Source organism: Schleiferilactobacillus perolens DSM 12744, from assembly GCF_001435585.1.
Classification (GTDB): Bacteria; Bacillota; Bacilli; order Lactobacillales; family Lactobacillaceae; genus Schleiferilactobacillus; species Schleiferilactobacillus perolens.
The window spans coordinates 52768-77820 of the sequence record NZ_AZEC01000014.1 but is presented as its reverse complement, the minus strand read 5'-3'; the positions used below and the strand labels follow the sequence as shown (position 1 = coordinate 77820).

Here is a 25053-nt window from a genome sequence, read left to right as displayed (position 1 = left end):
CGACTCAAAGCGAACAAGCTTCGACATGGGCAAGTGAGCATCCTTCAGCAGCAGCCAGTGAACAAGCATCAACCACTCAAAGCGAGAAGAGTTCAACAACTGCGAGTCAGACTGCATCTACCACGGCTAGCCAGGTTGCATCTACGACTCAGAGTGAACAAGCATCAACCACGGCAAGTCAAATTGCTTCCACGGAAGCAAGTACCGGTGGTACCACTGGCGGTGGTGGCACTGTTACGCCAGAAACTCGTCCAGGTGTTATCATTGTAAATCCTGGGGATAGCGCGGATGTCTTCACGCAACCGGGTGGTACATTAGATAGCGGCGACACGAGCTTCACTGGTGGTAAACAAGTACAAACTTCTGGTCAAAGTGATATGAACGGTACAACTTGGTATCAAGTTGGTCCGAACAAGTGGGTTAAAGCATCTGACATTCTCTTTGAGGGTGAAAGTCGCGTACCACCTGCTGGATTGCAAATTGGTTGGATCCAAGTGGACAACGCAGCAGCGGTTTACGCAAGTCCAAATGGTGCGAGAACTGGTTTGGAATTGCTCAGTGGATCCTCTTGGCGGATCACCAGAATTGCGAATGTGAATAATCGGCTTTGGTATCAAGTTGGTACTAACCAATGGATTACTGATGGCGTTCAGTTCACGCAACAAAAGGTTCGGACAATCGGTGTGGTTTATCAATTGGCAGATGTTGTGAATACGCCGAATGGTAAGCAGCTTGTTGGACGTCAACATTTGGGCAATAACACCGCGTGGATTGCAACTGCACGGCAAGTATTAACAGACGGTTCGGTTTGGTATCAGGTAGCAACCGGTCAGTGGGTGAGTGCAAACAACTTCCTGTTGAATGGTCAAAGTCAATACTTCAAATCAAATCAGTTGCCAGTCGCATTTGCTACAGAGGCGGGTGGCACATCGATTTACACCGCGCCTGGTGGTCAGACTCTTGATCATCGGTTGGCGTTCGGTTCCGCTTGGAAAGTTACCGGCGTTGCTGCCTTTGGCAATCAGTTGTGGTACCAGGTTGCTACGAATCAATGGATTAAAGGAGTGGACTCCTTCGCTGTTGAACCGAAGCAAATTACTCGGTTACCACAGGGGACCGTTGGGGTAGTAAACTATCAGCCAGGACGGAGCACTGCGCTCTGGACAATGCCTGGTCGTGGTGTTATCCAAGGTCGCACATTGGCTAATAACACCGCTTGGAAGACGGTATTCAAAGTGACGCTTCTCGATGGTTCAACGTGGTACGAAGTTGGTCGCAATGAATGGATCAGTGGTCAGTACTTCCTGTTGAATGGTAATCAGGCACAATCGTCAGATACAACAGTCGTCCGTGTTAAAAATAATGTGCGGGCAACGGTTTATCAGGTACCGGGTCGCCAGTCGATCGGTCGCACCCTTGCACCAAATACAGCCTGGCGTGTTTCGGCAGTTGTTGCAAAAGACAATCAACTGTGGTATCAAGTTGCTAATGGTCAATGGATTAGTGGACTAGCGATTAATTAAATCGACAAAAGTACAGATACAGACACCTAGGAACACAAAAAAGAGCTTATCTCCCGAAACAATGGGAGATAAGCTCTTTTTGCAATGCACCCGGCATGGAGCGCTAACTTGGTGGTAAAAGTTCACTTTAGGCCATAGTAGTCAGAACGTAAGCACCAAATAACTGACGCCCCGAAGTCGCCACAACAAGCAGTATGATTGCCTCATCAGATAATTGGTGAGGTGACTTTTATATAAAAAACAGAATGTTGTTTACATCAATATGAATGGTCAGGTTGGCGCGTAAATACACTACCAGAACACTTTACATTGAGGACGCCTTTGACGAGACGATCATCGCGTATAACCATATCCGGAAAATAGTCGTGATGCAGTATTAAAGGTCGGGATCACAGATGCTCGTTGATATTCGCTAGACTTATCTGATATGCGGCGGGGCTGACTCATACCGAGGAATCGATGGGGCTCGCTGCAGTGGTGAAAGAATAACTCGCGGTAAATTATTATGATCAAGCACTTTACTTATTCAGTGCAAGCGGAAAAGATTGGTTCAAAGCACTCTATGTAGGATGATGGTGGGGTTTTACTGCTGCACAAATGGATTGATAACGGTCGTTTGCGAGGGTTCACTAATCATGATGCAGTAAAACCTGTTCAGCTGCAACGACTCTTAACTATCCAGTCAGTAGACCACACAAGTCATCCATTATAATTACCGAGAACTTTTTGTGATTGTTGTGGCAACTCGTGAACAAAACAGGTATGATAATTTTGGGGTGAATAAAATGAATATTGATGAAGTGAAAAGCCGGTTACGGGAGTTAAAACTCGAAATTAAAAGCGAAGAAAACAAGGGTAATTCAACACAACTAAAGTTAACGAACGGCTTGATCGTTAATGCTTTCCAAACTGGTTCACTTACTGTTCAAGGAAAAGACAAAGATGGTATAGATAATTCGGTGTGGAGAGGTAAAATTTTAGCTGGAAAGAGAGGATCTTTGAATCGAAACGTATTCGTGGTTTACGGACACGATAATGATTCTAGGAAACAACTAGAATACATGTTGAAAGATCTGGACTTCAAGCCAATAATTTTAGACAAGGTTGCGTCTGAGGGCCAAACTGTGATCGAAAAATTGGAAAACAATGTTGATAAGGCCTCATTTGGGGTGGTCTTATTGACTCCAGACGATGTTGGCTATTCTAAGTCAGATGAGCACGGTGCTATGGGCCGAGCACGGCAGAATGTAGTTCTAGAAATGGGAATGTTACTGGCAAAGTTTGGCCGTCGAAGAGTTTTCATTTTTGTCAAGGATCAAACTGATTTTGAAAAGCCGTCTGATATTGCGGGCCTTATTTATCTACCTTTTAAGAGTGATATACCGAAGGATGTGGGAGTGCTTTTCCTGAAAGAACTCAAGCCACTAGGAATTGAAGCTGATGTAACAAAGCTTTAATAATCGTGAGTTTCTTGTCCTCACACAGAAACAAGATTAGAATTCTCCATTGGGCAGAATTATCCATTTTTTCTGAGAACTTGAAATAAGCAACGAACAACTGAATCCAACACGGCCCATTTGAATAGGACAATCTGCGCGCCACACAAAATGCGTCATTGTTCGGAGAAGATGCAATGTGTCTAAAATGGTTCAGATACTCTTGTTCGTACATGTCGAGCAAATAAAAATGTTTTGTTGAAAACGTCTGGACAAAACAATCGTAAAAATTAGCGACGCTCATCTTTCCGACAAAGATGGGCGTCGCTTTGTGTTGACAGACGTGTATTTACTGTATGGAAATCCGGATAATTATCGGAAAGTGATGTCACCATAAAATGTCTGTTGTTCTGCCCCAATCAATGCTCGAGTTGTGAAATAACCGTCCCGCAGAAGAACCCCCATATTATTGACGTGGGTCAACATGTCGTTTATCTGTTCATCGGAAATATTCTTGATCAGTTCATCAATTTCATCTAAACTGCTGATGGTTATTCCCAAATGATTAGCTTTTACAAATGGCGCCACTGCCGATTGATCCCATACAATCACTGGCATTCCATGTGAAAGGTAAAGGGACAATTTATGGGGATGGTTGAAACGAGTATAACTGCCGTAATTGCCCATGTTCGAGTCACTATCCCATGCAAGTCCAAATGCCTTTGGCAGTTTGTTGATGAGATCGTCACGCCAGAACGAACCGCGATAATCAACTTGCGGATTATCGTTCAGCCTATTTTTGATGTTGTCGTCTGCGATTCCAAACACAGTAATTGGGGTTTCCTGATTCCAATCAGTAAGATACATTGACTTGAATAGATTTCCTGATAGTACGAGTGTCTTAGTGAATTCTGCCGGGGCAGTGAACAGACGCCTCCAGTCGTGGTGGTCATCTAGGTAGTCTAACAAATACTGGGAAACCATGGGTGTTTTGACACCCAGTTCTTGCAACTTCCTACCCATGGTCGGATTGTGAATAATCAAGACGTCTGCATCATTAAAGTAGGGAATCTCATCAATGCTGACACCAGAATTCGTTCCCCGCAGCAGTTCAACATCGTGGATTAGTAAAACTACTTTTGCGCCACGACGGTGCATTTGATCCAGGAAGAATCGGTCAAAGCGCGGACTAATCAAAGCGGGATACTGGTAGACGATCAGGTCGCCTTGAGCCACTGCCGCAGTGATGCCATCAATCCGTGATTGGATGGCTTGATTTGATTCATAGGCACTATCATATCGAAAAATGTGAAGCGGAGAGTATCCATTCTTTTCACCAATATCAGCGATATCATCCTTGGCTTGAGCGGTCGCATCCACCGAAGTACCCTGAATGATTCGGGTTATCCATTTACGCAAGGTCATTCCTCTTTTCAATCAAATTAACAAGCGGTTGCAGTGATCGAAAATAGACCGCTTGCTCGGCGGCTAATAGTGCTCGTTTAGTAAAGTACCCAGTATGAAGTAATGCTGATAAACGATAGACGTTGGTAGTCACATCGGCCAGTTCTTTATCTGTAAGCCTATCCATCAAAGAATCAATGTCATTCAGTTCATTCAATGCAAAGCCGAGACGATTCTCAGTGATGAATTTGGCGGGAGCAGCATCACGAGAGAGAATAACGGGAATGGCGTGGCTCAAATAGAAAGAAAGCTTGTAGGGATTATTATACTGAGCATAGGTCGCATAATTACCATCACGAGTATTCACATCCCATACGAGGCCAAGACCATTACCGATCGCTTCGTTAAGCTTGTCTCGATACAATGCACCTCGGTAATCAACACTGGGGTTGTTCCCTAATTTAGATCTAAGATCACTAAATGATGCCACCCCAAAAACTTTGATGGGCGTGTCATATGGCCAATCACCTAGAAAGGGAGATTTATTAATATTTCCAGCAAATACGAGTTGTCGCGACGGTATGTTTTGTGGTTGGCTATTGTCGATGATATCAAACATATACAACGGTATCATTGGTTTGGAGACCCCATGCTTTTGCAATGCGGTGGCCATGATAGGATTATGCACGATGAGTGCAGTAGCTTTGTTAAAGTAGCCATATTCATCAAAACCTGACATGGTTATATTGCTGCCCCGTAAGTTTTCGACATCGTGAATAAAAATTACCACATTGACACCACGCGAATTCATCCGATCAATGAATGAAGTTTCAAATCGCGGGCCATTCAAAGTGGGGTATTGATATACGACCAAATCACCTCGCTTTACTGCCGCCGTAATCCCGTCAATCCGCGAGAACATTGCCTGATCTGATTCGTAAGCACCATCATAATGATAAATGTTAAGCCATTCATAGCTCACTTGACGGCCAATTGTGGCTACGTCTGCCTTGGAAGCAGAGGTGGCATCCATGGTCGGTTGTTCGACTATTCGAGTAATCCAATGTGTCATATTCTCCCAGTCTTTCTTCATGTGACGTACTTTCACATTTTACCATTTCTGGGTGTAAAAATGGGATGCAATGACGCATCCCGCATGGTTAATTAGGCGATTACTCTTTTTCGTCGTGGTGCCGTACAAATCTCCATCCAGCGAGTAAACTGATAATCATTCCAAAAACAGCTAACCACCCGGAAGACTTCTCATCGGTTTGTGGCAGCATGCCGACTTGCGTGGCAAGGTTCAGGGTATGGGGCATAACTGATCTGGTTTTAGTGAGACCAGGCTTGCCAATGATCACAGGCACATTAGGTGTTTTGATATGCGATTCCCTGGTCACCTCCGGCACTTTACCGTCCTCGGGTTCGGTTGGCGGCACTGGTTTGGCCGGTTCAGTCGGCTTCTCGGGCTCTTCCGGCACAACCGGTTTCTCCGGCTCCACTGGGGTCACTGGCTTTTCTGGCTCCACCGGTGTCGTCGGTTTCTCAGGTTCAACCGGTGTGGTCGGTGTGCACCCGCCACCTGGTGTTTCTGGCTTGGTGGGTGCGGGGGTGATCACGTAGATCGCTGTGCTGGTTTCACTCGTCCATTCAGCATCGGGATTCACAGCTTGCACATGGGTGTCGCCAGCGGGGGTTAAGATTACCGGATAAGTCCCTGGCGCAGTGGGTGATGAAGCATCAGCGAAGGCCAAGTCCCCAGTGATGGGTTGATATGTTTCACCGGTGGATAAGGTGACGTGGTATTGACCGGGGTTCAAAATGGCCGGCTGACCATCCGCTACTTTACTTTCGGTACCACTTAATGTGTAGCTGATTTTATCCTTGGCGACGGTAATCTTCGCAGCGGCATCTTTCAGGAAGAAGAGCTGGGTCGAAAGACCGGTTTCTGCCCGCAAATCGTACGTTTTCGCCGTCACAGTATAAGTGTGGCCCGCTTGTTTGCCCGCATTGAACGTCGCGACATCGTTAAAGACAACGGTTGGATCGGCGTCATCGACAAATTGCATGGTCACTTGGTCAGTAGTGTTATCCACAGCGTCTGTGAGTGGGGTTTGGCCATCCGGATCAGTGGCCTTGAATTGGGCATCACTCAGTTGCCAGGGGGTCTTCACAGTGGCGTGCGAGTCTTGTAGTGACAGTGTGGATTGATCAGTAATCACGATTTGGGCTAACGAGGATTCTTTATCCAAATATTGGTAGGTGGCGAAATAGTATCGCGGAATGCGATTACCGTTGGTGTCCGTGGCATAGGTCATGTGGAGATTATCGGCATACCGATAGGCCGTCGCATTTTGGTTAAAGTCAGTGACATCTTTGAACTTCTGCAGAATAGCTAAAGACCCATTTCCTTGGGGCAATACTTCATACAGTTGTACGCCTAGTTCAGGATTTGCTTTTCCTTGAGTATCATACCAATTATTAATGGTAGTTTTATTGGTATCATTCCGCGTCCCACTGACGAAACCTTGCGCGGGGTCCCACGGATGACCTTGCGCCACAGTAGAATTGCGGGCAGTCACAGAAAGCGCACCGTCTTCAACGAAGGTGACATCGGTGGTCGCGACCATCGAGTAACCGGTGGCATCCGGTTGGACAAATCCATTCGTCATCCCGGTCCCATTGCTTGCTCCGCCATCGGGCGCGTTTTCACGGTATTTTCCGCCAATACTGAAATTAAGCGCATAGGTTTTACCTAGATTATCCTTATCTGGTGACCAGTCTCGCGGCAGCAGGATCATGTAATAGAAGGTGTTTCCCACCAAGCCCCGCCAAGTTGTTGCTGAAACGTGAATGGCGGGATTATTCACATAAGGATCCTGATATGGGTAAAGGGGCAGATCATGGCCATTGGCGTCTTTGGTTTTATTGGCTTCTCCCACGGTCAGAACATCGTTGGTGGCACCGTACAAGCCGCCATAATAACCATTGCCAAAGGTGTTTGGGTTCATAGACGGTTGCCGAGCGTTGCCATTGCGGTCGGTACCGTTAGTCATATTATTTGGATAGTGAACGAACTGTTGCACCACGACGCCGGTTTTGGCATTGGGGTCAGCCGTGAGTGCTTCGGGACCAAGATAGTAAGCGCCAAACAGTCCGCCAATGGGAATCATTTGCGAATCATTGATCTTTTCCGTCGGCACATATGGATTAACCGCCCCGTTCATGATCGTATAGCTTGTGGAGTTGTAGGCGACCACATAGTGTTGGGGAAATTTAACCACTTGGCTGAGTACTTGATCGCGGGCCGGATCCCAACCATTGATGAGGAACTTCCCGTCCTTCCAAATCTGACTTTGCAAAATGCCATTCTGGTTGCGATACGTACCAAAGGATGGGTAATTGGCCAAGTAGTTGGAGAAGCTGACATTGAGTTGCGGGTTGCTGCCGAGCAGTTGCTGAACTGCGGCTGGAATCGCTGTGAAGCGGTTGTTGCCCAGGCGCAGGTCGGTCAACTGAGTTAAAGCCGCAAAGCTATTGGGTAGATCGGTTAAATCATTACCAATTAAGTTCAGTTTCTGCAGATTCACCAAACTACTCAGATTGTCCGGCAAACTGGTTAAGTGATTATAGTGGGCTTTATCCGGCGTGGTGAACGCGCTTGGATACGCGTAGGTCGGTTTGCCCTGGGCGTCCTTTAACGTCATGTTTGGTGCTTGCACCGTCGGATCGTAGTCGAGGTGGACATTATTTTCTTGATTCGGGACTGCGTCAACGAAATCCGTCATACTCAGGTTGCCTCCGCCACTGTTGAGATCGTGGCCTAAACCAGTGACGAATTCGGTGTAATTAGCGCCGTCGTAACTGCCCAGATTCAAGGTGGTCAAATTGGTCAGTTGATCCAAATGGCCATCGCTAATATCGGTGAGTCGGTTATTGTTTAAATCTAAAGTCGTCACCTTTTGCAAATTGGATAGGTCGGGGAGGGCAGTGAGACTGTTGCCGTGCAGATCCAAAGTACCAGTGACATTGGTCAAGTCATTCAATGTGGGGGTCAGCTGGGTCAGTTGACTGTTGTTAGTGATGGCTAGCTTGGTGACATTTTGCAACTCGCTCAGATCTTCAATATTGGTGAGTTGGGTATTGCGGGTGATCGTCAAATCGGTCAATTGGGTCAACTGATTAATTTCTTTGGGAATTGTTTTGAAAGCATTATCGGTTAGGGTCAGCTGTTTCAATCCGGTGAACATGCCGATCCCCGTGAGGTCATTGACACTGGTTTGGGGATTAGCGGTTAATACATCGGTGGCTGGCACTCCGTCTGCGGCCTTGGCGGGAATCGTATCGCCCAGTTGCAGCGAAGCCAGGGTTTGAATCATAGTCGGCGTGACGGCATCGGCGCCTTGATTAGCCGGTAAAAGTTTATTGGCGTGCAAGGCGGTCAAGACTTGATCGCGGAAATTGGCATCCGGGATCCAGTCTTGGAAGGTGCCGCCTTGTTCGCTTAAGGCTTTTGCAGTCGCTAAGGCCGCGGCAGTATTGGTCGGTTCGACGGGCTTAGCTGGTTCGGCCGCTGCTTCGTCAGTTTTTGGTGCCGGTGTTGCGGCGCTCGTCGTCGCAGTCAGTGATTCTCCAGCTTGACTGGTCGGTGTTGTTTCTTTAACCGCTTCTGGAGATTTCACCGGATCGTCCGCTCCTGGTGCTGTGTCTTTCGCCGGCGCTGGCACTGCCGGTGTTGCGGAAGTGACCGGTGTTGTGGCGGTAGCGGTCTGTGTCGGTGGTGTTGGCGTTTCTTCTGTTTGAGTTGGTACTGTGTTCAAAGAATTTGAAGCTGCATTTGCCGGTACCGCTGCGCTTTCTTCTTCAGCAGCACCCGCTGCACTCGCAACCGAATTCTCTGCCGCCTGTAGAGCAACAGTCGCACTCGGTGTTGTCGCAGCATTCTTATCCACAGTAGCGGTGTTATTTTCTGCCTTAATCTCATCCCCGTGCACAATCCGGGTCGTTCCCATGGCTGCGGCTAGCGAGAAAGTCACGCTTGCCGCAATGACCAGCCAGTGTTTCTTGACTTTGTGCAGTTTGAAGTGGACATGTGTTTCGCTCATCTTGGTTTCCTCCTAAAACCCCGTATGACAAATATTGGCTCCTGTTGTGACGATAGCACGTTTTGTAATCGCTATTATACTAACTTCAAGTAAGCTATTTTGCAATTTTTAGAACTGTCCACTAGTGAACAAAGTTAAGGGATACTCATCATTTCTGACCCCGGCTTGACTTGCGCTCCCCATTATCCTTACACTTAATAAGGAAGCGTTTTGCAGAAAGGTGGAATTGCATTGGCAACGATTGATAAACACAGTTTGACGGATACATACACGCTGACAAATGGCGTGAAAATCCCAGTCATTGGTTTTGGTACTTGGCAATCTAAACCGGAAGATGCATACAATGCCGTGAAGTGGGCATTGGCAGCCGGCTATCGGCATATTGATACTGCGGCCGTGTATGGTAATGAAGAGGCCGTGGGTCGTGCAATCATTGATTCTGGCGTCCCCCGCAAAGAATTATTTGTGACCACGAAATTGTGGAATGAACAGCGCGGCTCCTACGACGCTGTCCTCAGTGCCTTTCAAGATTCTTTAACCCGGCTCGGTTTGGACTATGTGGATTTGTATTTGATTCACTGGCCAGAACCGGCCGCCCATCACAACGATTGGCAGCATCTGAATGCTGAAACTTGGCGGGCGATGGAACACATCTATCACTTGGGCAAAGCTCGGGCCATTGGGGTATCCAATTATATGGAACGCCACTTGAACGAACTGGCAAAGACGCAAAAGACCCCGCCGATGGTCAATCAGATCTTCCTGAATCCATATGCCCCGCAACCGGAGTTGACGGCGTACAATAGCGCTCACGGCATGTTGAACGAAGCTTATTCACCACTGGGTACCGGTGAATTGTTGAAGGATGAGACATTAACTGCTGTCGCTAAAAAGCACAATAAGTCGACGGCCCAAATCTTAGTCCGGTGGAGCCTGGAACAGGGCTTCCTGCCACTGCCAAAGTCAATTCATGAAGATTACATCAAGGCCAACGCCGATGTCTTTGACTTCGCGTTGGATGATGATGACATGCAAAAGATCGGTGCACTAGCAGGAAAGGGTCGCCAACAAGACGATCCCAGCAAGTTTACCTTCCAGAAACAAATCCCGGCATTGCATTAATTTTTGCGCATAATAAGAGCCTGAAGCGTAATTTGAAAGCTTCAGGCTTTTGTTTTGCCGTCAATTCAATTATTGAATTATTGACCAAGCAGCCAGCGATAAGCGCGGGCCACGGCGGGCTGCCAATACGCCCATCCATGGGTGCCAGTTTCGTCTTGCACATAGTCGACGGGGATCTCGGCTTCCCGCAGCACCGTGGCGAAATCGCGGACGTCGTGGACGGGGATGGTATGATCCGTGGCACTGGTTTCAATATAGAAAGACAAGCCAGTCATTCGATGGTGGACGTCGTGGGTGGGAAAATGGGATGTGTAGACCCGATCAGACCAGGGTTCTTGACCGTCATTAAAGGCGTGCAGGTGTTGCCGCAAAGGACTGGTATTCTTGAGTCGTTCCCACACCGTTGGAGAAATCAGCAATCCCTTGGCAAAGATGTCGGGGTATCGTAATACAAAGCGCGCGGCTCCGTAACCACCCATGCCAATGCCACCGATGGCATGGTGGGAGGCGCCGCTTTGAATCCGGTAGCGCTCAGCCATAGCTGGCACCAAATCGCAGATCAGCGCATCCTCCATGGCCATTCCATGGCGGGCATTAATATAGAAGCTATTGAAACCATCGACAAAAATGACGATCATCGGCCCAGCGGCCTGGATCTCTTTATCGAGGATCGCTTGGGAAGGCATGCGGGTTAAAAAATCCCGATAATTACCATACAACCCGCTCAGCATGTACAGCACCGGATACGCGGTGGTCGTATCTAGTTGATAATTGACCGGCAAATATACCGCATAATTCCAGTCAATCCCCAACAACGGCGAATACACCGTCCCGCTTTTTATCTGACTCCGTGTACTAATCATTCTTTCTCTTCTTTCCCCGATGGATAAGAACAAGTTTATTGTACCGCATTCACTGGTTTCTGAAAAAACGATAGCGATGGCGGATATTGTTGGTCAACGAAACAATTGTGGGTTATGTGGCAACTAGTGCCAATGCGGAGCAAGCGAAGGGGAAATGGGGCTCAGCTGTGGGAACCGCAATAATCTTGCCCCGGTTCTGGGCAAGATTATATGCGGTTAGGCGACTTTGAGACCGCGCCCCTCAGCGGGCTCAAAGCGCCGTCACAGCGTTCCAGCCCCATTTCCCCGTAGCTTGCGCAGCATTGGCACGGCCGCAGCCCGACTTTTTCACACCTATCCCCATTATTTTCAGAACAGTGCTAAAATCAAATCATAACCAAACTCACTTCCAAAGGGGTCCTTTCACTATGTATATCAGTCATTCAAGTTGTACCGCCATGCTGGTCGGCAAAGAAGCCAGCGTAGACCACGCCACCATGATTGCCCGCAACGAAGATGCGGAGGGCGGCATCAATCCCAAACGCTTCATCTATGTGCCTGCCCAGGCTGCCAGCCGGGAGTTTAAATCCACCTTCAACGGCTTCCACGTCGAGCTGCCAGGCAATGCGTTAGGCCACACCCTGACCCCCATGGCCGATACGAGTATTGATGGTGAGTGGGGCGAAGCCGGTATCAATAGCGCCAATGTGGGCATGAGTGCGACTGAGACTGAGTTCACCAATGCGGCAATGCTGGGCTTAGACCCCTTGGTCCCCGATGGGATCGGTGAAGAGGCAATGGTCAGCTGCGTGCTGCCGTTCATCAAGAATGCTCGGGAAGGCGTGCGCCGGCTGGGTGCACTGATCAGTGAATACGGCACTTGCGAAAGCAACGGCATCGCGTTCAACGATGTCAACGAAGTGTGGTACTTTGAAACCGTCGGCGGCCATCACTGGGCGGCTCAGCGGATTCCAGATGACGCGTATGTGATCGCGCCAAATCAGACTGGGATTCAAGAAATTGATTTTAAAGATACCGATCGTTTCATCACCTCCCCGGATTTACAGGAGTTTGCGGCCAAGTATCACTTGAACACCGCCAAGGAAGGTTTTAACTTCCGGGAAATCTTCGGCGAAGATCTGCGCAGCGACCGGTTTTACAACACGCCCCGGGTGTGGGCGGCCCAACGCCACTTCCAGAAGGATTTGCCGGAAGTGCCGGAATCCCGGGAGTTGCCGTTCATCCAGTATGCACCCCGCAAGATTTCTGTCACCGATGTGGCGATGGCCTTAGCTGATCACATGCAAGGCACCCCGTACGATCCTTATGGCCGCACCGGCACTGCGGAAGAAAAAAGCCGGTATCGTCCCATCGGCATGAATCGCAACCAGGAGATGCATATCCTGCAAATCCGTCACGATGTACCGGAGAGTTACCGGGCGATTCACTGGGTGGCCATGGGGATGAATCCCTTCAACTTCCCGGTACCGTTCTTTGCCAACGTGCACGATACGCCGGCGTTCTTCAAGAATACGACCAACGATGCCACCACCGAGAATTGGTACTGGCTCAACAAGATCATTGATAACATGGTTGACCCGTTGTTCACTAAGCAGGATCAAGACGTCATGAATCGAATCCTCAATTACCGCCGCGCTGGGTTTGCATTGGGGACCGGGGCAGTGGCCCATACCGATGCCACTTTGGCTGCCGATGATGCCGCTGCAGCAGATCAGTTAACTGCCGCCAATCAGGATACGGCCGATCAAGCCGTGGCCCTGACGAAGCAGCTCCTCACGGATGTGACGACGTTGGCTGCTGATCGGTTGACTTTACAATTTGAAAAAGGCGGAGAAATGTAACCGGCATCCATATATCAAACAGTCGCTGAAAAGTGGCTGTTTTTTCTATTTGCAGTATTAATCACAAGCTAATTGCGAGCATTTTTGGTCGGAATTTGGTATTAATGTGATGACAAGTGTTATCTTTGTCTGGTCCCCACCAGTGAGTGGGAAAATGGAATATACAAATTCGATATTTGCATATTCTCAGAATTTAATGTAACATGGTAAACAATTATTTAGGCAAAAATGAAAGGACGTGGCGCTTACGGCATTCCTCGAAATTTCCAATCTGCGCAAAGTATATGGAGACAACGTCGCAGTATCGGACTTTAATATTTCAGTTGAACGAGGTGAATTCATCTGTTTCATCGGGACTTCTGGTTCAGGGAAGACGACGACAATGCGGATGATTAACCGGATGAATGAACCAAGCTCTGGAACCATTAAAATAAATGGTGAAGACGTGACCAAGATGGATCCAGTGAAATTACGTCGGCGGATCGGTTATGTGATTCAAAACATCGGTTTACTGCCGCATTTGACCATTAAGGACAATATTTTAATGGTCCCCAAGATGTTGAAGTGGGATCAAAAACGGATGGACGAGCGGGCGGTCGAAATGATTAAGATGGCCGAATTGCCCGAAGACTACTTAGATCGTTACCCTAGCGAACTGTCCGGTGGGCAGCAGCAGCGGGTCGGGGTCGTGCGGGCATTGGCCGCCGACCAAGAATTAATCTTAATGGACGAACCCTTCGGTGCGTTGGACCCGATTACCCGGGATGCCTTGCAGGATCTGGTCAAGGATCTGCAGGAACGCCTGGGTAAAACCTTTGTCTTCGTGACCCATGATATGGACGAAGCTTTGAAGTTGTCGACGCGGATCGTGGTTATGTCCCACGGTGAAGAAGTGCAAGTGGATACGCCAGAAAACATTTTGCGTCATCCAGCCAATAAATTCGTGGCGGATTTGATCGGTGAAGATCGTTTGATTCAGGCGAAACCGACCATCACGACAGTTGGTCAGATTGCTCGGCCGGCGGTATCCATTGTTCAAACTGCGACCTTGCGAGAAGCATTGACCTTGATGCATCGAACTCGGGTTGATACGCTGCTGATCACCGATCCCGATGGTATCTTGCGCGGGTATGTGGATTTGGAAACCATTAACGATCACTTCCACACTGCCGATCGTGTGGAGCAGATCATGAACCCCAAGGTCTTCTATGTTCGGCAGAGTGCTGTGATCTCCGATACGGTAGACAGAATCTTGAAGCGGGGCTACCGGAACGTACCCGTGGTGGACAACGCCGGTAAGTTAACCGGGATTGTCACCCGCGCAGCTCTAGTGGACATGGTGTATGACGCATTAGGCGGCGGTACCAGCACTGGGTCAGACAACAGTAAAGACGATGATGTACACACGCCGGATACCGATGTCGGCACTACCGATGTTAAGGAAGGCGCACAATCTGTAGAAAAAGCAAAGTCGGACGATAAGGAGGAGGTGCACGCCAATAATGGTTAGTTTTCTTAATCAATACGGTGGGCAGCTCATGCAAGAGCTGGGCGAGCATATCTACATTTCTGCTGTTGCCTTAGCCTTAGGGGTCATTGTCGCAGTGCCGTTGGGCATCTTACTGACCCGGGCCAAAAAGATTGCGGGCTTCGTCATTGGTTTGACCAGTGTCTTGCAGACAATTCCGGCCATGGCCTTGCTGGCGATGATGATCCCGATCTTTGGGATCGGGACGACTCCGGCGATTGTGGCACTGTTCATATACTCTCTGATGCCAATTCTGCGGAATACATACATCGGCATGTCAGACGTCGATCCGAACTTGCTGGATGCGGCCAAGGGTATGGGAATGAGTAACTGGCAGTCGATCAGATGGGTGGAATTTCCCCAGGCGGCCGGCGTGATTATGTCCGGTATCCGACTTTCTGGCACCTATGTTATTGCCTGGACCGCACTGGCTTCCTATATTGGGGCCGGCGGTTTAGGGGACATGATCTTCAACGGGTTGAACTTGTACCGGGGCGATTTGATCCTGGGCGGGTCCATCCCAGCCATTATCTTGGCACTGGTCGTGGACTGGCTGTTGGGATTGGTCGAGAAGAGAGTCACCCCAGCCACGACCCAGGAGGTGTGAGTATATGAAAAAACGATTTAGCAAAAAACTCACTTTCCTACTGGCTGGTTTAATGACGGTCTTGTTTCTCGGTGGATGTTCTTTCAGTTGGCCCGGTTTAGCGGGGACGTCATCTGACACCATCAAAATCGGTTCTCAGAATACGACTGAGCAGCAGATTATGGCCAACATGCTCCAACAAATGATTCAACATTACGATAAGAACACGCCCACGACTATTTTGAATAACTTGGGTTCTGGGAATGTCAGTTTCGAAGCACAAAAACGCGGCGATACGGACATGACCGCTATTCGCTACAACGGGACAGACTATCAGACGGTCCTTAACTTGAGTGGCGAAACCGATCCGAAGATCGTGAATGATCAGGTATTTAAACTGATGCAGTCCAGGTACCATATGACCTATTTCCCAAGTTATGGCTTTGCGGATACTTATCAGTTCATGGTGAGCCAAAAGTATGCCAAGCAAAATAACTTAAAGACAATTTCGGACATGAAACGGGTGGCGCCAGACATGCGGGTCGGGATTGACCAGATTTGGGCCAACCGGCGCGGTGATGGCTATTCTGCCTTCCAAAACACCTATGGGTTCAGTTTTGGCCATGTCTATCCGATGCAAATCGGGCTGGTCTACGATGCCTTGGAGGCCGGTAAGATGGATGCCGTGTTAGGGTATTCCACTGACGGCCGAATCCGTAGTTACAATTTGAAATTGTTGACGGATGACAAGCATTTCTTCCCACCGTATAACGCCAGTGTCGTGGTCAACGATAGTGCCTTGAAGGCTCATCCGAAGCTGAAGGGAATTTTGTCCCGATTAAATGGCAAAATTAACCTGACTACCATGCAGGAATTGAACTATCAAGTGGATAACAACTTGGTAGAACCTGCTGTGGCCGCGCAACAATTCCTGGAGAAGCACAACTATTTTGAGAAAGGAGCGGATTAACCTATGCAAGGCATGAATCTTTGGCAACAATTGGTGTATTACTTCACCCATAACGGTCAATATATCCTGGATCAGTTTAATCGGCACTTCCTGATCTCAATCTATGGCGTGATTCTCGCGGCCCTCGTCGGTATTCCCATCGGCGTCTATATCTCGCGGCACAAGCACCTCGCTGCGTGGGTTGTGGGTGCGGCTAATGTGATTCAAACTGTCCCTTCTCTGGCCATGGTGTCCATCATCATGCTAGGGTTGGGTCTCGGCGTGAATACCGTTATTTTGACCGTGTTCCTTTACTCTTTACTGCCGATCATCAAGAATACGGACACCGGCATGCGCAACGTCAATCCGGACATTCTGGATGCTGGGAAGGGAATGGGCATGACGCGTTGGCAGATTCTGCGTCAGATTGAGCTGCCGTTATCCCTATCCGTGATTATGGCTGGTCTGCGTAATGCGTTAGTTCTCGCCATTGGGGTCACTGCCATCGGTTCCTTCGTGGGCGCTGGCGGTTTAGGGGACATCATCATTCGCGGGACCAATGCCACGAGTGGTGGGGCGATCATCTTAGCTGGGGCACTGCCCACAGCCTTGATGGCCATTATCTCCGACGGTGTTCTTGGCTACCTGGAACGGCACTTTGCCGCGCGGACTCAGTAATCAGTTGCACAGTAGTCCGCAATTTGGTAACATCAAGGCAATATATTTCCTGATTGAATTGGTCCCAGTAGAGTGTCAGACCACTGTTTAGAAAGCAAGCGGACGCTGCAAGCTTGTCAGTGCTGGCATTCGAATTACAGCCAAATAATGAATCAGGCGGTCGTTGATCGTTAATCGAACGAGTGGGCGCACTAGCGCAAACTGGGTGGTACCGCGGCAAAAAGTCGTCCCAATACAATCAACATTGTATTGGGACGACTTTTTTTGTTTGCGGCCGGCCAACGACTAAAACAGCAAGGGAGAAGAAAACAATGGATTTAATTGAAGATTTACAGTGGCGCGGCGCCATTAACCAACAAACCGACGCCGAGGGGTTAAAGGCGGAAATCGCGAAGCACCCCGTCAGTATTTACGTGGGAACAGATCCCACTGGCGATTCACTTCATGTGGGTCATTTGATCCCTTTCATGATGCTCAAACGATTCCAGGAAGCAGGCCACCATCCGGTAATGCTAATCGGCGGCGGTACTGGGTCGATTGGTGACCCGTCCGGCCGGAATAGTGAACGGGTACTGCAATCCATGGACCAGGTACGGGCCAATCAGGAAAAGTTGACGGCCCAGTTGGTCAAATTGTTTGGCACCGAAGATTTTCAGGTGGTGAACAACTATGACTGGTTGTCCAAAATCTCGATTCTGGATTTTCTGCGGGATTACGGCAAGCTTTTCTCCATCAACAACATGCTGAATAAGGAAGTTGTTGCCAGCCGGTTGGAGACTGGGATTTCGTTCACCGAGTTCACATACCAGATTCTCCAGTCTGTGGACTTCCTGCATTTGTACAAGCACAACGATGTCCAAGTGCAAATGGGCGGCGCCGATCAGTGGGGTAATATTACTGCCGGGGTCGACTTGATTCACCGGGTTGAAGGGCCAGAGGCCAAGGTGTTTGGCCTGACCATCCCGTTGATGTTGAAAGCGGACGGTACGAAGTTTGGGAAGTCCGCCGGCGGCGCAGTTTGGCTTGATCCGAAGAAGACCACACCTTACGAATTCTACCAATTCTGGTTAAATCAAGACGACCGTGACGTGGTGAAATACTTGAAGTACTTCACCTTCCTTTCCCATGAACGGATCGATGAATTGGCCCAGGCTGTTCAAGAGGCCCCAGAGAAGCGGGAAGCCCAGCGGACACTAGCCCAAGAAGTAACCAAGTTCGTCCATGGGGCAGCCGCTGTAACGACTGCTGAGAAAATCTCCCAGGCCTTGTTCTCCGGCGACCTGCGGGAACTGACCGCCGATGAAATTACCCAAGGGTTCAAGGACGTGCCGTCTGTCGACGTCCCTGCCGGTCAAACCAACATCGTGGAGTTCCTGGTAGACTTGACGCACATTGAACCGTCCCGCCGCCAAGCCCGAGAGGACGTTAAGAATGGCGCCATTTATGTCAACGGTGAGCGCCAACAAAGTCTGGACTTCACGGTGGATACCGAAGCTGCTTTTTCCGGTCATTTCGTGATCATTCGGAAGGGCAAGAAGAAGTACACATTGGTGAAAGTTCAAGAGGCATAATTGTCATGGGAGTTTATGTGGACGATATCCGCTCAGCGGTCTACGCTTTTCCTCTGATTGCCTTTGTGCTCACGCTGCCGTTTATGTGGTGGCATTATCATAAGTACCATGGCATTTCCCGCTGGCGGGTATTTTGGATTTATATCTTTGTCTTTTACCTGCTGTGTGCGTATTTTCTGATCATTTTGCCACTGCCGGAGCGATCTGTGGTGGCGAAGTTAACGACACCGAAATATAATTTGGTACCGTTGACCTTTGTCCGGGAGTTTATCAAATATAATCCGCTGCAGCTGAGCAATCCCCATACCTGGAAGGCCGCGCTGCTTGCGCCCAGCATGATTCAGCCTGCCTTCAACGTGGCACTGACGATTCCGTTTGGGGCGATGCTGCGGTATTACTTCCACCGGCCGTGGTGGCAGGTAATCATCGGTACTTTCTGTTTGTCATTGTTCTTTGAGTTGACCCAACTCAGTGGGCTTTATGGATATTACCCGCGGCCATATCGGTTGTTCGATGTGGACGACTTGCTGCTGAATACCAGTGGCGGTTGGATTGGCTGCGGTATCGCGCGGATCGTAATGCCGATTTTGCCCACAGACGAGCAGATGGATCGCAGTGCTGCTAAACGGGTGGACAATGTCTCCATGTGGCGGCGTCTGGCCGGATTTGTGATTGACTGGTTAGTCGTGGCGATCGTGACCACGATTCTCGGCATCGTGGGCGGCCTGGTTGCGTCTTTGCACTTCCTCGGCGACAGTTGGTTTTTCTACTTGTTCTTCCTCTTCTGGATGGCACTACCGCCGACATTTGGCCAGCCGACACCGGGCATGCGGGTGGTGCGGCTTACGATGACGACGATGCAGGGTCAACCTGTTCACTGGTGGCAGCCGGTGTTGCGGATCCTGGTTGGCTACGGTACACCGCTGGCAACGATCTTTGGTCTGACAGTGAGTGTTGACGCGATCAATGGCATTGGCTTCAGCCGCTTCACGTGGGGCGGTGTCGGGATGATTGCCAGCCTTCTGCTGTTGTCGATCATGCTCGGTGATTGGCTCTGGGCATTGGTGTTTCATAACCACACGATGATCTTTGAATCAATCACGCGAACGAAAATGGCGAATAAGGAATAAAAAATCGGGCACCAGTTTTTTTGACTGGTTGCCCGATTTTATTGCCATCATTTCTTCTTGAAAATCCACTTGGAAAATACGTAATTGATTAAGATGACGACGATTTGATCGACCAGTTTAGTCAACATTGCCCCCACATGCAGCAAATCAATTCCGATCCACATGATAGATTGATCAATCACTAAACTCGCACCGCGGGCTCCGAAGAACAGGAACATCTCTTTCAAAAAAGCCCACACAGTGGTGTACCGGGAATGAAACACCCAGGTTTTGTTGGTGAAAAAAGCGAACAATACGGACAGGAACCAGGCAATGATGTTGGCTACTGCCCAATTAATCCCCATCTGTTCATGGGTGACCCAAAACACCACCAAGTTAATTAATGTCGTCAGCCCGCCAAAGAAAACGTAAGAAATAAAAGCCTCATACTTCTTAAAAAGTGCCCGAATTTTATCCATGACCATCCTCCGTGATAATATCCATCACAGTTTACCCGTTTCCCGTTATCCTGGCAATTGCCGAGAGGATATACATAGTGTGTGCTCACCACTATCTAGTGCTAATGCGGAGCAAGCGAAGGGAAAATGGGGCTCAGCTGTGGAAACCACACCGCGGCGCACTTTGCCGCGGATGTGGTTAGGCGTGTTTGAGACCGCGCACTTTGCGGGCTCAAACCGCCGTCACAGCGTTCCAGCCCCATTTTCCCGCAGCTTGCGCAGCATTAGCACGGCCGGCGCGACATTTCGAACAGCACCCGCCACGAGCAAATGTTCTCATCAATTAAACAAAAAGTTAAGGAGAGATAAAGCGGTAATCTACACGTAACTGTACTGTAACCTTCCTCTGCTATCCTTGATAGCGTTGCAGAGGTTGATGCATTGCAGATCTGCACAATACAAGAAAACGCGGGAGTGGAATTCATTGAAGACAAGCAAACAGGTATTACGGGCACTGACAGTACTAGCATTAAGTGGCACTTTGGCCACCAGCATTAGCGGTTTGGCAGGCATTGCCAAAGCCGATGACGTCAGCGACACCAAAGCTAAGATTTCTGACAATAAGTCTGATTCAGCAAAGCTGCTTGCAAAAGTTCAAGAATTACAAAGTAAAGTAGACGACATCAACAACCAAGTTTCTGAAAAAGTTGTCGATATTCAAAATAATCAAAAAGCCATCGCTTCAGTAACCAGTGAAATTGCTGCATTTGACGGCAAAATCACAGCAGCACAAAAAGAAGTGACAGGTCGCACCAACGTATTAAAGAAGCAACTGGTTGCTTTACAAAAGCAATCTGCCAATTCTGTCTCTGGTAATGTTTACTTGGATTTCATTTTAAACAGTAAAGATTTCTCCGATTTGATCAATCGTTCCATGACCGTTAACAAGCTGTCTGACGCTAACAAGGATGCGTTGGATGCCGTTGATGCCGCCAAGGAAAAGTTAGCCACACTGCGTCAAGATAAGGCCGACAAGAAGCAGGCTTTGGTTACCAAGGAAGCGACTTTAGAAAAACAAAAGAGTCAATTAGACGATTTGAAGAGCCAAGCGCAGAAGCAACAAGATCAATATAATGATGAATTAAACGATCACAAGGGCGAATTAGCCGCTTTGGAAAATCAATTGAAGCAACAAAACGAAGATGCAGTGAAGAAGCTGCAGGAAGAAACAGCTAAGCAAGCCGCTGCCCAAGCAGCGGTGGCAGCAGCCAGCAAGTCAGCCACCAGCACAGCTGCCAGCAGCCAAAGCAGCAACAGCAATTCAAGCAGCAGCGACGCCAGCGTTTCCACGCCTTCCAGCGGTAAGAACATGGGCGGTCTGATTGCCAACGTGCAACAATTCCTCGGTGTGCCTTACGTTTGGGGCGGTACTACACCGGCAGGCTTTGACTGCTCTGGTTTGATCTATTACGCCGCTAACCTGTCTGGTATCAGTCTGCCACGGACTTCTCAAGCACAGAGTACAGTGGGTACTTACGTATCTGTCAGCGACTTACAAGCCGGTGACTTGGTATTCTGGGGCGGCGTTGGTTCAGCTCACCACGTGGGGATCTACATCGGCAATGGCCAATACATCCATGCCCCGCAACCTGGTGAATCTGTGACTGTCCAAAGCATTCAATACTACCGTCCAGATTTTGGTCGGCGCATCTAATCCACTTTAACAATTCTTGGAAGTCTCGTCTCTTTGGCGGGGCTTTTTTTATTCCCACTTATCTGATACGAGGTCTCCTTTTTCAATCCAAAATGCAATAATTGCCCCATGTTGTGGTTGTCTTTGGTAGAATAGAGATAGTTAGATTTCGAGGAAGGTTTAATTGAATGACAAAGACGAAGCGTAACGAGTTGTGGATCATCACGGGCGCCGCCGGGACTGGGAAAAACACGGTGAGCGAGTATCTCCATACCCAGTATGGGATTCCCCGGGTTTTGACCCACACCACGCGGCCCCCGCGTCCCGGTGAAGCGGATGGGGTGTCCTACTATTTTGAAACACCAGAATCATTTGCGACCAAGCATTTGATTGAACAGGTCACTTATGATGGCCATCAATACGGCTCTTCCCGGGAAGCTCTGCAAAAGGCATGGGAGCGGCACCGGATCGTCAGCCTGGTCCTGGATACTGAAGGGGCCAAGAGCTATATTCGTACGTTTGGCGATCATATTTTCCTGCTCTTCATCACGGTGCGTCATCCGGCCAGTCTGCGGGAGCGTATGATTGATCGGGGTGACCAGCCAGTCGCTGTGGAGGCTCGCCTGCACAGCCCAGAGTATCAGCGTGATTTGAAGCTGCCTGATGAGCTGAGCCAAGTGGCCCACATTATCCACAACGACACGTGGGTGGAAGCCAAGAAAGAAATCGATACACTGCTCAAGCAGGAAGCGGTCCGTATGCAAACTGAGAAGTATTAATATTTGATTAGAAAATTATCTGAACAAACACGTTTATACCAGGGTTTGTTCGCCATTAATTTACGAACAAGCCAGTTGTTGCCGAAACTTTTTTGGGTTTTGGCGTGACAATTGGCTTTTTTCTAATGTATTATTAAGTAGGAACATTTGTGCAAAGGAGATGCAAAGCCATGTCGATGATTGAATTTCATGATGTTGAGAAGTATTACGGCAAGTTTCATGCCTTGTACCATATCAACATGACTGTGGAAAAAGGGGAGGTCGTCACCATCATTGGGCCTTCCGGATCTGGTAAAAGTACGTTACTACGCACGATCAATGGCCTGGAACGGATCAGTTCCGGCCAGCTGATCGTCAATAATTTTGACCTGGCAGATAAAAAGACGAACATGGACCGCATTCGTAAAAATGTGGGCATGGTCTTTCAGCATTTCAACCTGTATGCAAACAAGACGGTATTGCAAAACATTACATTAGGACCGGAGCTGGTATTGAAAGAGCCTAAGGATCAGGCTGAAGAAGAAGCCCATAATTTACTGGACTTGGTTGGCTTGAACGATAAGGCTAAGAGTATGCCCAGTCAGTTATCAGGGGGTCAGCAACAACGGATCGCCATTGCCCGGTCACTGGCGATGAAGCCGCGCGCAATTCTATTTGATGAACCCACGTCTGCGTTGGATCCGGAAATGATCGGCGACGTATTGAACGTCATGAAGAAAATTGCGCAGCAAGGCATGACCATGATCGTGGTGACCCACGAAATGGGGTTCGCTGAAGAAGTGGGCGACCGGGTCGTGTTCATGGACCAGGGCCATATTCTGGAGGACTCTAAAGACGTCAAGGCATTCTTCAACAAACCCAAAGATCACCGGGCGCAAGAATTCTTGAGCAAGGTTATCAACCACTAGAAAGAAGGGCTGGCTATGCGCAGATTAAAAAAATGGTTATGGCTGTTGCCACTGCTGGCGCTATCCCTTTTATTAACCAGTTGCGGCAGTAATTCACTGGCTGCAGAGAGTGTGCTGCAACGGGGCAAGGAGACCAATTCAATTACTTGGGGGGTCAAAAATGATACCCGCCTGTTTGGCCTGATGGATATTTCTGATGGCGAAATCAAAGGCTTCGATATTGATATCGCCAAAGAAGTGTCCCGGCGAGTGTTCGGCCAAAACGTGAAAATCAACTTTGTCCCTGTCACCAGTCAAACCCGGATTCCGCTGTTAAAGAACGGGAATGTGGATGCGATTATCGCCACGATGACGAACACGCCGGATCGACGCAAAGTCGTTGATTTCTCGGATACTTATTTCAACGCCGGGCAATCTATTCTGGTGAAGAAAGGCAGTAAGATTAAGAGTGTCGCCGATTTAAAGGCCGGCACCAAGGTGATTGGGGTGCAGGGATCTAACTCCGTACAAAATATTAAGAAGGTGGCCCCGGATGCTCGGGTTTTACAGTTAAGTGATTACGCCCAGGCGTTTACGGCCCTGCAATCAGGCCAGGGCGACGCGCTGACGACCGATAATGGGATTCTCTATGGGATGTCTGCCGATAACCCCGATTACGTCGTGGTGGGCAAGACGTTCACTAAAGAGCCGTATGCGATCGCCGTCAATAAGGGCCAACGGGATTTCTTGGATCAAGTTAATTTGGCGCTCAAGTCCATGCGGGCCGACGGTGTATATAAGCAGATCGAGGATAAATGGTTCGGCAACATCGCCGGCTTCAGTGATCGGAGTGATAAATGATGTGGCAAATTTTTCGAGATAATTTTGGCTTGTTCATGCAAGGTCTCGGCTACACAGTCGGAGTCAGTCTCCTATCACTGTTTTTCTGCTTAATTATCGGGACCATTTTTGCATTGTTAGAAATCAACCCCAAGCGGTGGGTGCGGGTCATTGGGAAGATCTACGTGGAATTCTTCCGGAACGTACCGCTGCTGGTCATCACAATGTTCTTTTATGTGGTGGTACCGCGGTTGGGCGTACCGTTATCTGGCTTCGCTGCTGGGGCGATTGGGTTGACCATCTACACCTCGGCGTTCATCGCCGAAACGGTGCGGGCCGGTATTCAATCCGTCGATCCAGGGCAAATGGAGGCTGCGCGCAGCAATGGATTAACCTATGTGCAAACGATGCGCTTCATCATTTTGCCCCAGGCAATTAAAATCATTGTGCCGCCGTTGGGCAACCAGTTTATTAACTTGGTGAAGAATTCCTCCGTCCTCGCCTTCGTGGCCGGTTTCGATTTGATGTATCAGGGCAATTTGATTGCCTCCAATACTTTTGAAACCACCACGACGTATGCCATTGTCGGTGTCTTATATTTGATTATCACGATGCCGATGAGCTATGCCATGACGTATTTGGACCACCGATGGTCCGGCAGTGTTAAGGAGGAGGAATAGC

20 protein-coding genes are annotated in these 25053 nt (G+C 48.9%); 15 read left to right on the top strand and 5 right to left on the bottom strand.

The features are described from left to right. The coding region (locus tag FD09_RS12840; protein ID WP_083487911.1) for an SLAP domain-containing protein at positions 1-1523 on the top strand (1523 nt) is incomplete at its 5' end. A 785-nt stretch (positions 1524-2308) separates the two neighbouring features. Then, entirely contained in the window at positions 2309-2980 is a 672-nt protein-coding gene (locus tag FD09_RS12835; RefSeq protein WP_057822021.1) for a TIR domain-containing protein, read from the top strand. 351 nt (positions 2981-3331) lie between these two features. Here the strand turns inward: FD09_RS12835 and FD09_RS12830 are convergent, their stop codons facing one another. From FD09_RS12830 to FD09_RS12820, 3 genes are all read right to left on the bottom strand, one after another. After that, positions 3332-4378 carry a sugar transferase gene (locus FD09_RS12830; protein ID WP_057822019.1) on the bottom strand — a complete coding sequence of 349 codons (1047 nt, stop codon included), beginning with the start codon at positions 4376-4378 and terminating at the stop codon, positions 3332-3334. Continuing rightward, on the bottom strand, positions 4371-5456 hold the full coding sequence (locus tag FD09_RS12825; RefSeq protein WP_057822017.1) for a glycosyltransferase: 1086 nt from the start codon (positions 5454-5456) through the stop codon (positions 4371-4373). Before FD09_RS12825 ends, FD09_RS12830 begins: the two co-directional genes overlap by 8 nt. A 79-nt stretch (positions 5457-5535) precedes the next feature. Next, positions 5536-9468: an MBG domain-containing protein gene (locus FD09_RS12820; protein ID WP_057822015.1), complete on the bottom strand. Its 3933-nt coding sequence runs from the start codon at positions 9466-9468 to the stop codon at positions 5536-5538. 231 nt (positions 9469-9699) lie between these two features. Here FD09_RS12820 and FD09_RS12815 point away from each other — a divergent pair, with 231 nt between their 5' ends. Then, positions 9700-10590, top strand: coding sequence for an aldo/keto reductase (locus FD09_RS12815; RefSeq protein ID WP_273376955.1), 891 nt, complete (start codon positions 9700-9702; stop codon positions 10588-10590). A 77-nt stretch (positions 10591-10667) separates the two neighbouring features. On the opposite strand, the gene FD09_RS12810 is transcribed toward FD09_RS12815, so the two are convergent. Continuing rightward, positions 10668-11453 (bottom strand): alpha/beta hydrolase, encoded by a 786-nt coding sequence (locus FD09_RS12810; protein WP_057822013.1) that lies wholly within the window; start codon positions 11451-11453, stop codon positions 10668-10670. Positions 11454-11860: 407 nt separating this feature from the next. Between FD09_RS12810 and FD09_RS12805 the strand changes: the two genes are divergently transcribed. The 7 genes from FD09_RS12805 to FD09_RS12775 all read left to right on the top strand — a co-directional run bounded on the left by FD09_RS12805 (position 11861) and on the right by FD09_RS12775 (position 19736). Beyond that, complete coding sequence (locus tag FD09_RS12805; protein ID WP_057822011.1) at positions 11861-13294, top strand: C69 family dipeptidase; 1434 nt, start codon at positions 11861-11863, stop codon at positions 13292-13294. A 262-nt stretch (positions 13295-13556) separates the two neighbouring features. After that, positions 13557-14804 (top strand): betaine/proline/choline family ABC transporter ATP-binding protein, encoded by a 1248-nt coding sequence (locus tag FD09_RS12800; protein WP_083487919.1) that lies wholly within the window; start codon positions 13557-13559, stop codon positions 14802-14804. Further along, positions 14797-15429 carry an ABC transporter permease gene (locus FD09_RS12795; RefSeq protein ID WP_057822007.1) on the top strand — a complete coding sequence of 211 codons (633 nt, stop codon included), beginning with the start codon at positions 14797-14799 and terminating at the stop codon, positions 15427-15429. Before FD09_RS12800 ends, FD09_RS12795 begins: the two co-directional genes overlap by 8 nt. A gap of 4 nt (positions 15430-15433) precedes the next feature. Then, positions 15434-16378 carry an osmoprotectant ABC transporter substrate-binding protein gene (locus FD09_RS12790; RefSeq protein WP_057822005.1) on the top strand — a complete coding sequence of 315 codons (945 nt, stop codon included), beginning with the start codon at positions 15434-15436 and terminating at the stop codon, positions 16376-16378. A gap of 3 nt (positions 16379-16381) precedes the next feature. After that, positions 16382-17035, top strand: a complete 654-nt coding sequence (locus FD09_RS12785) for an ABC transporter permease (protein WP_057822003.1) — start codon at positions 16382-16384, stop codon at positions 17033-17035. 311 nt (positions 17036-17346) lie between these two features. Next, positions 17347-18606: a tyrosine--tRNA ligase gene (gene tyrS, locus FD09_RS12780; RefSeq protein WP_057822001.1), complete on the top strand. Its 1260-nt coding sequence runs from the start codon at positions 17347-17349 to the stop codon at positions 18604-18606. A gap of 5 nt (positions 18607-18611) precedes the next feature. Beyond that, on the top strand, positions 18612-19736 hold the full coding sequence (locus FD09_RS12775) for a VanZ family protein (protein WP_057821999.1): 1125 nt from the start codon (positions 18612-18614) through the stop codon (positions 19734-19736). 47 nt (positions 19737-19783) lie between these two features. Here FD09_RS12775 and FD09_RS12770 read toward each other — a convergent pair whose 3' ends face one another. After that, on the bottom strand, positions 19784-20194 hold the full coding sequence (locus FD09_RS12770) for a GtrA family protein (protein WP_057821997.1): 411 nt from the start codon (positions 20192-20194) through the stop codon (positions 19784-19786). Positions 20195-20657: 463 nt separating this feature from the next. On the opposite strand from FD09_RS12770, the gene FD09_RS12765 reads away from it, so the two are divergent. From FD09_RS12765 to FD09_RS12745, 5 genes are all read left to right on the top strand, one after another. Then, positions 20658-21887, top strand: a complete 1230-nt coding sequence (locus FD09_RS12765; protein ID WP_057821995.1) for a C40 family peptidase — start codon at positions 20658-20660, stop codon at positions 21885-21887. A gap of 167 nt (positions 21888-22054) precedes the next feature. Further along, a complete protein-coding gene (locus FD09_RS12760) occupies positions 22055-22645 on the top strand; it encodes a guanylate kinase (RefSeq protein ID WP_057821993.1) in 591 nt (196 codons plus the stop codon). 170 nt (positions 22646-22815) lie between these two features. Continuing rightward, positions 22816-23553, top strand: coding sequence for an amino acid ABC transporter ATP-binding protein (locus FD09_RS12755; protein WP_057821991.1), 738 nt, complete (start codon positions 22816-22818; stop codon positions 23551-23553). A 15-nt stretch (positions 23554-23568) separates the two neighbouring features. Then, on the top strand, positions 23569-24393 hold the full coding sequence (locus FD09_RS12750) for a transporter substrate-binding domain-containing protein (protein ID WP_057821989.1): 825 nt from the start codon (positions 23569-23571) through the stop codon (positions 24391-24393). Beyond that, positions 24393-25052 (top strand): amino acid ABC transporter permease, encoded by a 660-nt coding sequence (locus tag FD09_RS12745; protein WP_057821987.1) that lies wholly within the window; start codon positions 24393-24395, stop codon positions 25050-25052. Before FD09_RS12750 ends, FD09_RS12745 begins: the two co-directional genes overlap by 1 nt. The last annotated feature ends 1 nt before the right edge of the window (position 25053 follow it).

Coding starts and splice junctions, on each gene's coding strand:
- FD09_RS12835 (WP_057822021.1), top strand. CDS start 2,309: ATGAATATTGATGAAGTGAAAAGCCGGTTACGGGAGTTAAAACTCGAA.
- FD09_RS12825 (WP_057822017.1), bottom strand. CDS start 5,456: ATGAAGAAAGACTGGGAGAATATGACACATTGGATTACTCGAATAGTC.
- FD09_RS12820 (WP_057822015.1), bottom strand. CDS start 9,468: ATGAGCGAAACACATGTCCACTTCAAACTGCACAAAGTCAAGAAACAC.
- FD09_RS12810 (WP_057822013.1), bottom strand. CDS start 11,453: ATGATTAGTACACGGAGTCAGATAAAAAGCGGGACGGTGTATTCGCCG.
- FD09_RS12805 (WP_057822011.1), top strand. CDS start 11,861: ATGTATATCAGTCATTCAAGTTGTACCGCCATGCTGGTCGGCAAAGAA.
- FD09_RS12795 (WP_057822007.1), top strand. CDS start 14,797: ATGGTTAGTTTTCTTAATCAATACGGTGGGCAGCTCATGCAAGAGCTG.
- FD09_RS12790 (WP_057822005.1), top strand. CDS start 15,434: ATGAAAAAACGATTTAGCAAAAAACTCACTTTCCTACTGGCTGGTTTA.
- FD09_RS12785 (WP_057822003.1), top strand. CDS start 16,382: ATGCAAGGCATGAATCTTTGGCAACAATTGGTGTATTACTTCACCCAT.
- tyrS (WP_057822001.1), top strand. CDS start 17,347: ATGGATTTAATTGAAGATTTACAGTGGCGCGGCGCCATTAACCAACAA.
- FD09_RS12775 (WP_057821999.1), top strand. CDS start 18,612: ATGGGAGTTTATGTGGACGATATCCGCTCAGCGGTCTACGCTTTTCCT.
- FD09_RS12770 (WP_057821997.1), bottom strand. CDS start 20,194: ATGGATAAAATTCGGGCACTTTTTAAGAAGTATGAGGCTTTTATTTCT.
- FD09_RS12760 (WP_057821993.1), top strand. CDS start 22,055: ATGACAAAGACGAAGCGTAACGAGTTGTGGATCATCACGGGCGCCGCC.
- FD09_RS12755 (WP_057821991.1), top strand. CDS start 22,816: ATGTCGATGATTGAATTTCATGATGTTGAGAAGTATTACGGCAAGTTT.
- FD09_RS12750 (WP_057821989.1), top strand. CDS start 23,569: ATGCGCAGATTAAAAAAATGGTTATGGCTGTTGCCACTGCTGGCGCTA.
- FD09_RS12745 (WP_057821987.1), top strand. CDS start 24,393: ATGTGGCAAATTTTTCGAGATAATTTTGGCTTGTTCATGCAAGGTCTC.